The sequence below is a fragment of the Escherichia sp. 93.1518 genome, assembly GCF_013368915.2.
In the GTDB taxonomy this organism is placed as follows: Bacteria; Pseudomonadota; Gammaproteobacteria; order Enterobacterales; family Enterobacteriaceae; genus Escherichia; species Escherichia ruysiae.
This window is the reverse complement of the sequence record NZ_JABWMT020000017.1, coordinates 1-13,258: the sequence shown is the minus strand read 5'-3', so window position 1 is coordinate 13,258 and position 13,258 is coordinate 1. Positions and strand designations below refer to the sequence as shown.

At 46.1% G+C, this 13,258-nt stretch carries 12 protein-coding genes, 1 tRNA gene and 2 pseudogenes; 11 read left to right on the top strand and 4 right to left on the bottom strand.

Annotation, left to right across the window (positions count from 1 at the left end):
* Positions 1-244: 244 nt before the first annotated feature.
* Positions 245-721, top strand: coding sequence for a transcription elongation factor GreA (gene greA / locus HEN21_RS13795; protein ID WP_001148001.1), 477 nt, complete (start codon positions 245-247; stop codon positions 719-721).
* Positions 722-876: 155 nt separating this feature from the next.
* Here greA and yhbY read toward each other — a convergent pair whose 3' ends face one another.
* Positions 877-1,170, bottom strand: coding sequence for a ribosome assembly RNA-binding protein YhbY (gene yhbY / locus HEN21_RS13790; protein ID WP_001054420.1), 294 nt, complete (start codon positions 1,168-1,170; stop codon positions 877-879).
* Positions 1,171-1,296: 126 nt separating this feature from the next.
* On the opposite strand from yhbY, the gene rlmE reads away from it, so the two are divergent.
* The 8 genes and pseudogenes from rlmE (at position 1,297) to HEN21_RS23610 (ending at position 7,342) form a co-directional block, all read left to right on the top strand.
* Positions 1,297-1,926: a 23S rRNA (uridine(2552)-2'-O)-methyltransferase RlmE gene (rlmE, locus tag HEN21_RS13785; RefSeq protein WP_000145975.1), complete on the top strand. Its 630-nt coding sequence runs from the start codon at positions 1,297-1,299 to the stop codon at positions 1,924-1,926.
* Positions 1,927-2,025: 99 nt separating this feature from the next.
* On the top strand, positions 2,026-3,960 hold the full coding sequence (gene ftsH, locus HEN21_RS13780) for an ATP-dependent zinc metalloprotease FtsH (protein ID WP_001107477.1): 1,935 nt from the start codon (positions 2,026-2,028) through the stop codon (positions 3,958-3,960).
* 89 nt (positions 3,961-4,049) lie between these two features.
* Positions 4,050-4,898 carry a dihydropteroate synthase gene (folP, locus tag HEN21_RS13775; RefSeq protein WP_176251698.1) on the top strand — a complete coding sequence of 283 codons (849 nt, stop codon included), beginning with the start codon at positions 4,050-4,052 and terminating at the stop codon, positions 4,896-4,898.
* A complete protein-coding gene (gene glmM / locus HEN21_RS13770) occupies positions 4,891-6,228 on the top strand; it encodes a phosphoglucosamine mutase (RefSeq protein WP_000071137.1) in 1,338 nt (445 codons plus the stop codon). The genes folP and glmM overlap by 8 nt, the downstream gene beginning before the upstream one ends.
* A gap of 227 nt (positions 6,229-6,455) precedes the next feature.
* On the top strand, positions 6,456-6,788 hold the full coding sequence (gene secG, locus HEN21_RS13765; RefSeq protein WP_001517162.1) for a preprotein translocase subunit SecG: 333 nt from the start codon (positions 6,456-6,458) through the stop codon (positions 6,786-6,788).
* A gap of 12 nt (positions 6,789-6,800) precedes the next feature.
* Positions 6,801-6,887, top strand: a tRNA-Leu gene (locus tag HEN21_RS13760).
* A gap of 174 nt (positions 6,888-7,061) precedes the next feature.
* Positions 7,062-7,202, top strand: a pseudogene (locus tag HEN21_RS23450) (HNH endonuclease); the annotation flags it as partial.
* A complete protein-coding gene (locus tag HEN21_RS23610; protein ID WP_423779530.1) occupies positions 7,199-7,342 on the top strand; it encodes a hypothetical protein in 144 nt (47 codons plus the stop codon). The pseudogene HEN21_RS23450 and the gene HEN21_RS23610, both read left to right, overlap by 4 nt.
* A gap of 284 nt (positions 7,343-7,626) precedes the next feature.
* Here the strand turns inward: HEN21_RS23610 and HEN21_RS23605 are convergent.
* From HEN21_RS23605 to nanC, 3 genes and pseudogenes are all read right to left on the bottom strand, one after another.
* Positions 7,627-7,971, bottom strand: a pseudogene (locus HEN21_RS23605) (sialate O-acetylesterase); the annotation flags it as partial.
* A gap of 296 nt (positions 7,972-8,267) precedes the next feature.
* On the bottom strand, positions 8,268-9,374 hold the full coding sequence (gene nanM, locus HEN21_RS13750; protein WP_010349758.1) for an N-acetylneuraminate epimerase: 1,107 nt from the start codon (positions 9,372-9,374) through the stop codon (positions 8,268-8,270).
* 19 nt (positions 9,375-9,393) lie between these two features.
* Positions 9,394-10,110, bottom strand: coding sequence for an N-acetylneuraminic acid outer membrane channel NanC (nanC, locus tag HEN21_RS13745; protein ID WP_176251696.1), 717 nt, complete (start codon positions 10,108-10,110; stop codon positions 9,394-9,396).
* A gap of 1,467 nt (positions 10,111-11,577) precedes the next feature.
* Between nanC and fimB the strand changes: the two genes are divergently transcribed.
* Together fimB and fimE are read left to right on the top strand one after the other, a co-directional pair.
* Entirely contained in the window at positions 11,578-12,180 is a 603-nt protein-coding gene (gene fimB / locus HEN21_RS13740) for a type 1 fimbria switch DNA invertase FimB (protein ID WP_000790591.1), read from the top strand.
* A 478-nt stretch (positions 12,181-12,658) separates the two neighbouring features.
* Positions 12,659-13,255, top strand: coding sequence for a type 1 fimbria switch DNA invertase FimE (gene fimE, locus HEN21_RS13735; protein WP_183082917.1), 597 nt, complete (start codon positions 12,659-12,661; stop codon positions 13,253-13,255).
* Positions 13,256-13,258 lie beyond the last annotated feature (3 nt).

Here is a 13,258-nt window from a genome sequence, read left to right as displayed (position 1 = left end):
TCTCGCGCTAACAACCTGGAATCGAGCCGTCATACTACGGCGCAACGCCCTATAAAGTAAACGATGACCCTTCGGGAACTTCAGGGTAAAATGACCATCAAAATGTGAATTGTAGCTGACCTGGAACCTGTTTCCGGGTCGGTATTTTTTTGCTTCTGGCCTGGTGAGGAGTTATGCCGGGCTGACCGAACAGCCGGGGTGGGTGGAGACTCGCCCCATCAGGAATATTCAAGAGGTATAACAAATGCAAGCTATTCCGATGACCTTACGCGGCGCTGAGAAACTACGCGAAGAGCTGGATTTTCTGAAATCTGTGCGCCGTCCTGAAATCATTGCTGCTATCGCGGAAGCGCGTGAACATGGCGACCTGAAAGAGAATGCTGAATACCACGCAGCACGTGAGCAGCAGGGTTTCTGCGAAGGCCGTATCAAAGACATCGAAGCCAAGCTGTCGAACGCGCAGGTGATTGATGTCACCAAAATGCCAAACAATGGTCGCGTTATTTTTGGTGCTACCGTAACGGTGTTGAATCTGGATTCTGATGAAGAACAGACTTATCGCATCGTAGGCGATGACGAAGCTGACTTTAAACAAAACCTGATTTCTGTAAACTCGCCTATCGCTCGTGGCCTGATCGGCAAAGAAGAAGATGATGTTGTGGTCATCAAAACGCCAGGCGGCGAAGTGGAATTTGAAGTAATTAAGGTAGAATACCTGTAAGAATTACCCAATACTCAAAATGTTGATGTATTGTAAAGAAAGGAAAAAGGCCGCTATGCGGCCTTTTATCAACGAACAGAGCGTGGCATTTTGCTCTCCTGCCTGCGGAAAATCCCTCGTTTTACACAGAAAATGTGTGTAACTTTAGGATAATCTTAGCGTGGCAGCGAGATTTTACGTTCTTTAGTTGGGCGATAAAGCACCAGCGTTTTACCGATGACCTGTACATTACAGGCGCCGGTTTCGCGCACGATAGCTTCCACGATCAAGGTTTTAGTTTCGCGATCTTCTGTGGCGATTTTCACCTTGATGAGCTCATGGTGCTCTAACGCTTGTTCAATCTCGGCCAGCACCCCTTCGGTCAAACCATTACTGCCAAGCAGAACAACTGGCTTGAGCGGATGTGCCAGACCTTTCAGGTGTTGTTTTTGTTTAGTACTCAGATTCATCGTATTTTTTTGCTTACGTTGGGATTGAAAACGGGTCATTCTACCGCCATCTCCCATATATCACCAAATAGGCGCGTAAAAATTTACGCAATTGGTTACGATGAGTCATCCCAATGGGAAAGTTAAATGACAGGTAAGAAGCGTTCTGCCAGCTCCAGCCGCTGGCTTCAGGAACACTTTAGCGATAAATATGTTCAACAGGCACAGAAAAAGGGGTTACGTTCCCGTGCCTGGTTTAAACTTGATGAAATACAGCAAAGTGACAAACTCTTTAAACCGGGAATGACGGTTGTCGACCTTGGTGCTGCCCCGGGTGGTTGGTCACAATATGTGGTCACCCAAATTGGCGGTAAAGGCCGCATCATCGCTTGTGATCTTTTACCTATGGATCCTATCGTTGGTGTGGACTTTCTTCAGGGCGATTTTCGTGATGAACTGGTGATGAAAGCACTGCTGGAACGCGTAGGCGACAGCAAAGTTCAGGTTGTCATGTCCGATATGGCACCAAACATGAGCGGAACACCGGCGGTGGATATCCCCCGTGCCATGTATCTGGTGGAACTGGCGCTAGAAATGTGTCGTGATGTGTTAGCGCCGGGTGGCAGTTTTGTAGTGAAGGTGTTCCAGGGCGAAGGTTTCGATGAGTATCTAAGGGAAATTCGCTCCCTGTTTACGAAGGTCAAAGTTCGTAAGCCGGACTCTTCTCGTGCACGTTCGCGGGAAGTGTATATTGTAGCGACCGGGCGTAAACCCTAACCGGGAGATTTCAGACGAAAGTTTGAAAGATGCTGGATATAGAGTATCCTGACGCTGTTTTTAACACAGTTGTAATAAGAGGTTAATCCCTTGAGTGACATGGCGAAAAACCTAATACTCTGGCTGGTCATTGCCGTTGTGCTGATGTCAGTATTCCAGAGCTTTGGGCCCAGCGAGTCTAATGGCCGTAAGGTGGATTACTCTACCTTCCTACAAGAGGTCAATAACGACCAGGTTCGTGAAGCGCGTATCAACGGACGTGAAATCAACGTTACCAAGAAAGATAGTAACCGTTATACCACTTACATTCCGGTTCAGGATCCGAAACTACTGGATAACCTGCTGACCAAGAACGTCAAGGTTGTCGGTGAACCGCCTGAAGAGCCAAGCCTGCTGGCTTCTATCTTCATTTCATGGTTCCCGATGCTGTTGCTGATTGGTGTCTGGATCTTCTTCATGCGTCAAATGCAGGGCGGCGGCGGTAAAGGCGCGATGTCGTTCGGTAAGAGCAAAGCGCGCATGTTGACGGAAGATCAGATCAAAACGACCTTTGCTGATGTTGCGGGTTGCGACGAAGCAAAAGAAGAAGTTGCCGAACTGGTTGAGTATCTGCGTGAGCCGAGCCGCTTCCAGAAACTGGGCGGTAAGATCCCGAAAGGCGTCCTGATGGTCGGTCCTCCGGGTACGGGTAAAACGCTGCTGGCGAAAGCTATTGCAGGTGAAGCGAAAGTTCCGTTCTTTACCATCTCCGGTTCTGACTTCGTAGAAATGTTCGTCGGTGTTGGTGCATCTCGTGTGCGTGACATGTTCGAACAGGCGAAGAAAGCGGCACCGTGCATCATCTTCATCGATGAAATCGACGCCGTAGGCCGCCAGCGTGGCGCTGGTCTGGGCGGTGGTCATGATGAACGTGAACAGACTCTGAACCAGATGCTGGTTGAGATGGACGGCTTCGAAGGTAACGAAGGTATCATCGTTATCGCGGCGACTAACCGTCCGGACGTTCTCGACCCGGCACTGCTGCGTCCTGGTCGTTTCGACCGTCAGGTTGTGGTTGGTCTGCCAGATGTGCGTGGTCGTGAGCAAATCCTGAAAGTGCATATGCGTCGCGTACCGTTGGCGCCAGATGTTGATGCGGCAATTATTGCTCGTGGCACACCAGGCTTCTCCGGTGCAGACCTGGCGAACCTGGTGAACGAAGCTGCACTGTTCGCCGCGCGTGGCAATAAACGTGTCGTTTCGATGGTTGAGTTCGAGAAAGCGAAAGACAAAATCATGATGGGTGCGGAACGTCGCTCCATGGTGATGACGGAAGCGCAGAAAGAATCGACTGCTTACCACGAAGCTGGTCATGCGATTATCGGTCGCCTGGTGCCGGAACACGATCCGGTGCACAAAGTAACGATTATCCCGCGCGGTCGCGCGCTGGGTGTGACCTTCTTCCTGCCTGAAGGCGACGCAATCAGCGCCAGCCGACAGAAACTGGAAAGCCAGATTAGTACCCTGTACGGCGGTCGTCTGGCAGAAGAGATCATCTACGGACCAGAACATGTTTCTACCGGTGCGTCGAACGATATTAAAGTTGCGACTAACCTGGCGCGTAACATGGTGACCCAGTGGGGCTTCTCTGAAAAACTCGGTCCGCTGCTGTATGCGGAAGAAGAAGGTGAAGTTTTCCTCGGTCGTAGCGTGGCGAAAGCAAAACATATGTCCGATGAAACCGCGCGTATCATCGACCAGGAAGTGAAGTCACTGATTGAACGTAACTACAATCGTGCGCGTCAATTGTTGAACGACAACCTGGATATCCTTCATGCGATGAAAGATGCACTCATGAAATATGAGACCATCGACGCACCGCAGATTGATGACTTGATGGCTCGTCGCGATGTACGCCCGCCTGCAGGTTGGGATGAGTCGGGAGCATCTAACAATTCTGACAATAATGGCACGCCAAAGGCGCCGCGTCCGGTTGATGAACCACGTACGCCAAATCCGGGTAACACCATGTCAGAGCAGTTAGGCGACAAGTAAGTTCCCGCATCAGATGACTGTATTTGTACCGAAAACCCCGGGGCGTGCTCCGGGGTTTTTTCTTATCAATTCATACCAGGGATAACACCATGAAACTCTTTGCCCAGGGCACTTCACTGGATCTTAGCCATCCTCACGTGATGGGGATCCTCAACGTCACGCCAGATTCTTTTTCTGATGGCGGTACGCATAACTCACTGATTGATGCAGTGAAACATGCGAATCTGATGATTAACGCTGGCGCGACGATTATCGACGTTGGTGGAGAGTCCACGCGTCCAGGTGCAGCGGAAGTGAGTGTTGAAGAAGAGTTGCAACGTGTTATTCCGGTGGTTGAGGCAATTGCGCAACGATTCGAAGTCTGGATCTCTGTGGATACCTCCAAATCGGAAGTTATCCGTGAATCGGCGAAAGTGGGCGCTCACATCATTAACGATATCCGCTCCCTTTCCGAACCTGGCGCTCTGGAAGCGGCTGCGGAAACTGGTTTACCCGTATGCCTGATGCATATGCAGGGAAATCCAAAGACCATGCAGGAAGCCCCGAAGTATGACGATGTCTTTGCCGAAGTTAATCGCTACTTTATTGAGCAAATAGCACGTTGTGAGCAGGCGGGTATCGCAAAAGAGAAATTGTTGCTCGACCCGGGATTCGGTTTCGGTAAAAATCTCCACCATAACTATTCATTATTGGCGCGTCTGGCTGAATTTCAGCATTTCAACCTGCCGCTGTTGGTGGGTATGTCACGAAAATCGATGATTGGACAACTGCTGAACGTGGGGCCGTCCGAACGCCTGAGCGGTAGTCTGGCCTGTGCAGTTATTGCTGCGATGCAGGGCGCGCACATCATTCGTGTTCATGACGTCAAAGAAACCGTAGAAGCGATGCGAGTGGTGGAAGCCACTCTGTCTGCAAAGGAAAACAAACGCTATGAGTAATCGTAAATATTTCGGGACCGACGGGATTCGTGGTCGTGTTGGGGATGCGCCGATCACCCCTGATTTTGTGCTTAAACTGGGCTGGGCTGCGGGTAAAGTACTGGCGCGCCACGGCTCCCGTAAGATCATTATTGGTAAAGACACGCGTATTTCTGGCTATATGCTGGAGTCGGCGCTGGAAGCCGGCCTGGCGGCAGCGGGACTTTCCGCGCTTTTTACTGGCCCGATGCCAACACCGGCAGTGGCTTATCTGACGCGTACCTTCCGCGCAGAGGCCGGGATAGTGATTTCCGCATCGCATAACCCGTTCTACGATAACGGCATTAAATTCTTCTCTATCGACGGCACCAAACTACCGGATGCGGTAGAAGAGGCCATCGAAGCGGAAATGGAAAAAGAGATCAGCTGCGTTGATTCGGCAGAACTGGGTAAAGCCAGCCGTATCGTTGATGCTGCGGGTCGCTATATCGAATTTTGCAAAGCCACATTCCCGAACGAACTTAGCCTCAGTGAACTGAAGATTGTGGTGGATTGCGCCAATGGCGCGACTTATCACATCGCGCCGAACGTGCTGCGTGAGCTGGGAGCGAATGTAATCGCCATCGGTTGTGAGCCGAACGGCGTAAACATCAATGCCGAAGTGGGGGCAACTGATGTTCGTGCGCTACAGGCACGCGTATTGGCTGAAAAAGCGGATCTCGGCATTGCGTTTGACGGCGACGGCGATCGCGTGATTATGGTTGACCATGAAGGCAATAAAGTCGATGGCGATCAGATCATGTATATCATCGCGCGTGAAGGCCTTCGTCAGGGGCAGCTGCGTGGTGGCGCGGTGGGTACATTGATGAGCAACATGGGGCTGGAACTGGCGCTGAAACAGTTAGGCATTCCATTTGCACGTGCGAAAGTGGGGGACCGCTACGTACTGGAAAAAATGCAGGAAAAAGGCTGGCGTATCGGTGCAGAGAACTCCGGTCATGTGATCCTGCTGGATAAAACCACTACCGGTGACGGCATTGTTGCTGGTTTGCAGGTGCTGGCGGCGATGGCGCGTAACCATATGAGCCTGCACGACCTTTGCAGTGGCATGAAAATGTTCCCACAGATTCTGGTTAATGTGCGTTATACCGCAGGCAGCGGCGATCCGCTGGAGCATGAGTCAGTTAAAGCCGTGACCGCCGAAGTTGAAGCGGCGCTGGGTAGCCGTGGGCGTGTGCTGTTGCGTAAATCCGGCACCGAGCCGTTAATTCGCGTGATGGTCGAAGGTGAAGACGAAGCGCAGGTCACCGAGTTTGCACACCGTATTGCTGATGCGGTAAAAGCGGTTTAATGCGATAACTAACTGGCTAAAAAGGCGGCGATTGTCGCCTTTGTTTTTCTTATGCACATCGATTTTGCTGTTTTTTTCCGCAGTTGATACAATGCAATAAAATTGCCCTTGCGAAGGTCATTCGCTTTGGTTAGTATTCACACCCGCTTCAGTGGGAAAGATTAAATTTTCTCGCTTTATTGGTTGAAGCATTGGTACGCGGCAACTCCGCAAGGAACAGGTTGATTATGTACGAAGCTCTTTTAGTAGTTTTCCTTATTGTAGCAATTGGCCTTGTTGGTCTGATCATGCTGCAGCAAGGTAAAGGCGCTGATATGGGAGCCTCCTTCGGAGCAGGCGCTTCCGCTACGCTGTTTGGTTCAAGTGGTTCTGGTAACTTCATGACCCGTATGACGGCTGTGCTGGCAACGTTGTTCTTCATCATCAGTCTGGTGCTGGGTAACATTAACAGCAACAAAACCAATAAAGGTAGCGAATGGGAAAATCTGAGTGCCCCGGCGAAAACCGAACAAACTCAGCCAGCTGCTCCGGCTAAGCCGACCAGCGATATCCCGAACTAAGATAGTATCTGTGCTGAGGTGGTGGAATTGGTAGACACGCTACCTTGAGGTGGTAGTGCCCTAACGGGCTTGTGGGTTCGAGTCCCATCCTCAGTACCAATATTCCGAAAGAAAGACGCTGAAAAGCGTCTTTTTTTGTATCTGTGATCCGTCCTGAATAGCGTTAAACAATGTTTTCTGCATCATTGTTTTCTATAAGCGTTGCATAGGTTGTGATTACATAATTGTTGTAGATACAGTTTAAGAAGGCGTGAGCCTCTTCACTCCCGAAACAAAGAAGATTACCAACAGAGTCCAGTTAATGGCTTGCTCCCTGTTTGCCCTAACTGTCATTCGATGCTGCACCGACGCAAACCACCGTTTACGCCGGAGGAGTTAAGAGCATTGATGGATGCGCATAACTCAAATTTGTGAGTGCTCACTCTTCACGCCAAAACCGCAAAATAACGTCAGCAAATTTGTCGGAAATAATCCCCCGGCGGGCTGCCGAGCTAAAATGGCTGCTTCGTAGCGCCGTTGTCCAGTTTTCTGGTGTTCGGTACGCTGAACCGTAATATCCCATGCTTAAATCATCCGGATCTTCATCAGGCTCGTTCGTCAGCCCTCGTTCGTCTTGTTGCTGGAAGCCGACAAAAATAATATTGGCTAAGACATTCTTTTTATAATTGCCATAAATAGTTTCGTACGCATGAGGATAATTTTCTTTCCAGTACCAGGTGGTATCGCCGCAGAACCACGGAGCAGCGGAAGTGTTAGTATTCAGAAGCTGAGAACGGTACTGCTTTAAATCCTTCCGAAAAGCTTCAACCATATTATTAAAATATTGAGGGTGTAACGCGTAGTCACTCGTCATTAAGTCAAATTCGCCCTGCATCCAGCATACGCCGAGGAATTTATTCAGCGGATTCTTCGCCAGAGCAGCTCGCGTTCTGTTGACTAAATCCTGATACAGCGGAGTATCCGTTCCCCAACGACATGCATCATGTCTGGCTCCGTGTTGTTCTGAATATGTTCCTTCGCAGCCTGCGGTAAAAGCCGATCCGCCACGGCAACAAGGAACGATAAGAACGCCAGCATTATCAGGAATGAAGGGCAGTAATTTCCGCGCAATATGCAGTGCTTGTCCAACTGTACCGTATTGTGTTTGATGATCCGTTGCCAGAGGATGGTGATAATCCCGCATATCCTGAACATCGTGTGGGCAGTGAGTCAGTGGAATAATGTCATTAAATTGACATGACGGGCCACCGGGATGCGTCTGTGTAAATCTTGCCAGTTGTTTTATTCTGGAGTGAGGCGCATCTTCACTGTCTGGTAACGGGAGTCCTTCGCCATATGCCATGGCATTAGATTGTCCGGCAACGGTAAGAACATAGTAATAATCGGGCGATGTTATCGTGTTCATATATATGCGTAATTGAAATGACAACGGGTGATGAGCCATTGATAGCAGGGCTCCTTTGCTGGAGCCCTGAAAAGTTAGTTTTGCACAGTAACTTTATTATCTTTCACAGAGAGTAGTACTGAGTCCGCTACAGCTTTGCCGCCCGTAGTTTCACCGCCAATAATCAATAAATTATTATTCCAGGGCAATGATACTCCGTAGGCCCGACCTTGCGACAGTTCGCCAGATTTCTCCCATTTCCCGTTATGCCAAAGATGAATATCGGCGCTATACGATTTTTTCAGACCTTCATGCGCATAGTTCTTACCGTTCTGGTAATTTTCCCGTGAACCTTTGAATCCGGCTCCTCCGGCAAATATAAGAGAGTCATTGCTAATACCTGCAAAACCGCCAGCTACGCCATCCGGTGAGGAGACGGGAGAAAGTTTATTCCATTTTATGCCATTGCCGGTGAAATCAAGCTCAAATACAGCATCAGTTCGCAGCCCTGGTTTTGCTTCGCCATTAATAAGCCAGGTTTTATCACCATTATTTACTACCGCCGCACCAGCCGTGCCGTACCAAGGAGATTCGCCAGCGTAACTCCATTGCTGTGTAGAGGGATCAAAAGACAACAGGAACTTATTAAAGAAATAATCTTCTGCTTTTTTGTCAAAATAGTGGGCATTGATTTTATCTATGGCCGCTGAATCTTTTCCAGCCTCCTTGAGATCTTCAAAATAGCCATTAAATATATTCTGGTTAACGCCGCCAGTAATATAGGCTTTGCCGTTGTGTACAAAGGTCACATGACCAGCCATGCCCATCGGTGCGTGCGACATTAATTTAACCCAGGTATTAGTTTTGGGATTATATTTGTGTACGTCGTTGAATACCTGAGTTAACCCCTCGCTGTTTTTACCAACACCGCCAAATACATATAAATTACCATCAATAAAGGCTGAGGTTGCTTGATCTCTCGCGCCAGCGGGGAATTCCGCCAGGGCTATCCATTTTTTATCTTTGGCTTGTGTATCCAGCTTGTACCATGCCGTACCTGCGCTACCTAAACCAATGTAGACAGTGTCATTATCAATTGCTCCAGTACCACTTTTAAATGGCACAGGAGTTTCCGGCAATACCGACGCGTTTGCGGCAAGTGAAGCCATCATGATAGCAAGTGCCGTTATTGTTTTATTCATTGTGACTGTCTCCTGTCTACTACAGTTTAAATGACACACCAATGCGATAACTGTTTTCCGATAAATTATCTCTGCCGTTGTAAACACCCTGACGGTCAAGGTAGTCATATTCTATGTATGGCGTAATATCGGGCGTCATATGGTATTGTAGAACAAATGCATTTTCCGTCGCCCATTTCTTATGGTTTGCATAGCGATAATCGTTTTGTTTGCTGTACAGCGTCGTTTGCCATGCGAAGGTGAAATCACTATTAATATTGTAAGTGACATATCCATCCCAACGATGAACGTTATCACGAGACATATCGCCAGATAAGTCTTGTTGCCGGTAAGCTTTCCAGTCGTAACGATAGCGAATGCCAAAATTGAGATCTTTTGTCGCATCCCAGGACAGTTTTACATATGGTCCATAGCGTGTGCCATTGCTGCTAAAATGGGTTAACATTCCAGGGCGCACGGTCCATTGATCATCAAGTTTAATCGCATAATTAACTTCAACCTGAACATCATTTAATGCGGCATTTTCCTTTTTATTATCATGAATGGTATTCCAGGTATTACTTTCCATGCTTGCCCACCATCCATTTTTCCACCCCTCACTGACTTTGAGTCGAGTTTCATAGGCATGGCTTCCACTACGATATCCACCACGCACATCCAGTGTTGCAGCCTGAGAAATTAATGGTGACGAAAAGCAGATTAATAATACGCCAGAAAGTATTTTAGCCTTTTTCATAAATTTCACTCATTTGTAGAATACAGAAAGTAATACGAAGTCCGAATAAACAAATAGCATTTATGTTATGTGCTCTTTTTTGCCAGGCTTATAGCGTCATTGGCCACGGATAATTATTTTTTTTGTATAAGGTCTCCTGTGAGAAATTGTTTTCCACATAATTTAAGATAAACAGAGATCTGGATTAAATACCTGAGTATTAAATCTATTCTGATGTTTAATTGATTTTAATGTTCGTAAGCTATTTCACTCACTAAATCTATCTTTAGCCAGTGTCATAAAATGGATTGTTTGTTGATCTCATTTTCATACTCCTTTCAGACTGAAGTGCTCTTTCATCACCCGATAAGGGAGGACGCCAGGAATGTTTGTATTAGATTGCGAGAGAGTCGTCTTATTTATCTCTTGTGTGTACCTTTATACCTGTTATACCAGATCAAAAATCACGCAATCCATACAACAAAACCAGATTTGCAATTCGCGTCACAAAATATGTCGATATTTTTCGAAGGTAAAGTGTTATGTAAGGCCAGATGGTCATTGTCGACTGCCTTCGTGAAACAGATGCTATGTCATTAACTCATTGTTTAATATTTATTTTTAATGGATGTCGACAGTGCCGGGTTTACAAGCTAACTCCGAAAGCACGGTGAAAATGAGAGTTTATCCGCTATCCGATTGACAATAATTCTCACCATAAAATATGTTTTTACGTTCTGAGACTAAGGGCAACCTGGTATGTAGCAGAGGAGTTCCTGGCTCTGTCCTGGGCTGACTCGTTGATGTTCAGCACACTACAGGATGGGGGCAGTCAGTTATTTGCCGTATCGCCAGTAAAGAGCAGTGAGTAAGGAAAGATTAAGTTGAAGTAACATGCATATTTAATGCGAATGTAGATGAAAAAAGGTGCGTGCGAACTTCCCCTCATTTCTCTGGACAATACACGGCCTGGAAAGGGATGTAACAATCTCACAGTATGAGTTTACAAACCAAAGGATAATAATGGCTAGGTAACTAAGCATTAGCATGATAATAGCCACCTGAAAATTATGGGATTCCATTAAATAGCAATTTTGTGAAAAATGGAGTTGACTAATAATGTTATATGTGAAATGGCCTGTTGAACGAATATTAAATTTTGCTGAATTTTTTATGTTGATTTACTTGTTACAGAACATATCACGTGATATATAGATAAGATTAGTTACATTGATGATGAGGGTTATTATTAGATTCGTCTCAGATTGAAAATATATAAAAGACATATCATGCAAGAGCATAGCGTTTGTATGGCAAAGTTATTATAAGTAGCTATCGCCATTCTATTTAAGTTCATTCAAAAGAGCTGGCCCACTTGCGTTAGCCATTAAGTAAACATTCGCTTTTATAAACATAATCAGGATTAAAATGTTGGATTATTGCTAACCCAGCACAGCTAGTGCGCGTCTGTAATTATAAGGGAAAACGATGAAGAATAAGGCTGATAACAAAAAAAGGAACTTCCTTACCCACAGTGAAATAGAGTCACTCCTTAAAGCAGCAAATACCGGGCCTCATGCTGCACGCAATTATTGTCTGACTTTGCTTTGTTTTATTCATGGCTTTCGGGCGAGTGAAATTTGCCGATTGAGAATTTCGGATATTGATCTTAAGGCAAAGTGCATATATATCCATCGATTAAAAAAAGGCTTTTCAACAACGCACCCGCTATTGAACAAAGAAGTTCAGGCTTTAAAAAACTGGTTGAGTACGCGTACTTCTTATCCACATGCTGAGAGCGAGTGGGTATTTTTATCACGCAAGGGGAATCCGCTTTCTCGTCAACAGTTTTACCATATTATCTCGACTTCAGGTGGTAATGCCGGGTTATCACTGGAGATTCATCCGCATATGTTACGCCATTCGTGTGGTTTTGCTTTGGCGAATATGGGAATAGATACACGACTTATCCAGGATTATCTTGGGCATCGTAATATTCGTCACACCGTCTGGTATACCGCCAGCAATGCCGGGCGTTTTTACGGCATCTGGGATAGACCCAGAGGTCGACAGCGTCACGCTGTTTTATAAAGATGGATGAGATGCCAGGGATGGTGTTAAAACCTACATTATTCTTACGATGTATCAATAATAATTAACCATTTATTAATTGATGTTATTGTTAGTGTGATTCTTAATTATCATAATAAACATTAACTTAACTATATCCATACAAAATACAATGGTTTATTTTATTCAAAATAAACAAACAAAATCATTCATAAATTTACATATCACTTATATTCTTCTCTTTTTGCACTTTTTTTCTTTATTTTTTAAGTAACTGGAAGTTAATCCGGTGCAATCTATTGTTATATTGAATTAAATCAATGAAAATAGATGTTATCACATCAGTGATATTTTATTTTTGTATGATATTTAATGTAATTGACTGATAACCACATAACTTTGTGTGTGATTATCTTTTTATCTATTGGGCTAATTTTGACCGTTTGAGGTTTCCTATAGGTATTCATTCAAATATATCTCAGTCAGGAGTAATACTATTGTGAGTAAACGTCGTTATCTTACCGGTAAAGAAGTTCAGGCAATGATGCAAGCGGTTTGCTATGGGGCAACGGGAGCCAGAGATTATTGTCTTATTCTGTTGGCATATCGGCATGGGATGCGTATTAGTGAACTACTTGATCTGCATTATCAGGATCTTGATCTTAATGAAGGTCGAATAAATATTCGCCGACTGAAGAACGGATTTTCTACCGTTCACCCGTTACGTTTTGATGAGCGTGAAGCCGTAGAACGCTGGACCCTGGAACGTGCTAACTGGAAAGGTGCTGACCAGACCGACGCCATATTTATTTCCCGTCGTGGAAGCCGACTTTCTCGTCAGCAGGCTTATCGCATTATTCGTGATGCCGGTATTGAAGCTGGAACCGTGACGCAGACTCATCCTCATATGTTAAGACATGCTTGCGGTTATGAACTGGCGGAGCGTGGTGCAGATACCCGTTTAATTCAGGATTATCTGGGGCATCGAAATATTCGCCATACTGTGCGTTATACCGCCAGTAATGCTGCACGTTTTGCCGGATTATGGGAAAGAAATAATCTTATAAACGAAAAATTAAAAAGAGAAGAGGTTTAATAT

Excerpts from the sequence above, each read along its gene's own strand:
- greA (WP_001148001.1), top strand. The coding sequence starts at position 245 with ATGCAAGCTATTCCGATGACCTTACGCGGCGCTGAGAAACTACGCGAA.
- yhbY (WP_001054420.1), bottom strand. The coding sequence starts at position 1,170 with ATGAATCTGAGTACTAAACAAAAACAACACCTGAAAGGTCTGGCACAT.
- rlmE (WP_000145975.1), top strand. The coding sequence starts at position 1,297 with ATGACAGGTAAGAAGCGTTCTGCCAGCTCCAGCCGCTGGCTTCAGGAA.
- ftsH (WP_001107477.1), top strand. The coding sequence starts at position 2,026 with ATGGCGAAAAACCTAATACTCTGGCTGGTCATTGCCGTTGTGCTGATG.
- folP (WP_176251698.1), top strand. The coding sequence starts at position 4,050 with ATGAAACTCTTTGCCCAGGGCACTTCACTGGATCTTAGCCATCCTCAC.
- glmM (WP_000071137.1), top strand. The coding sequence starts at position 4,891 with ATGAGTAATCGTAAATATTTCGGGACCGACGGGATTCGTGGTCGTGTT.
- secG (WP_001517162.1), top strand. The coding sequence starts at position 6,456 with ATGTACGAAGCTCTTTTAGTAGTTTTCCTTATTGTAGCAATTGGCCTT.
- nanM (WP_010349758.1), bottom strand. The coding sequence starts at position 9,374 with ATGAATAAAACAATAACGGCACTTGCTATCATGATGGCTTCACTTGCC.
- nanC (WP_176251696.1), bottom strand. The coding sequence starts at position 10,110 with ATGAAAAAGGCTAAAATACTTTCTGGCGTATTATTAATCTGCTTTTCG.
- fimB (WP_000790591.1), top strand. The coding sequence starts at position 11,578 with ATGAAGAATAAGGCTGATAACAAAAAAAGGAACTTCCTTACCCACAGT.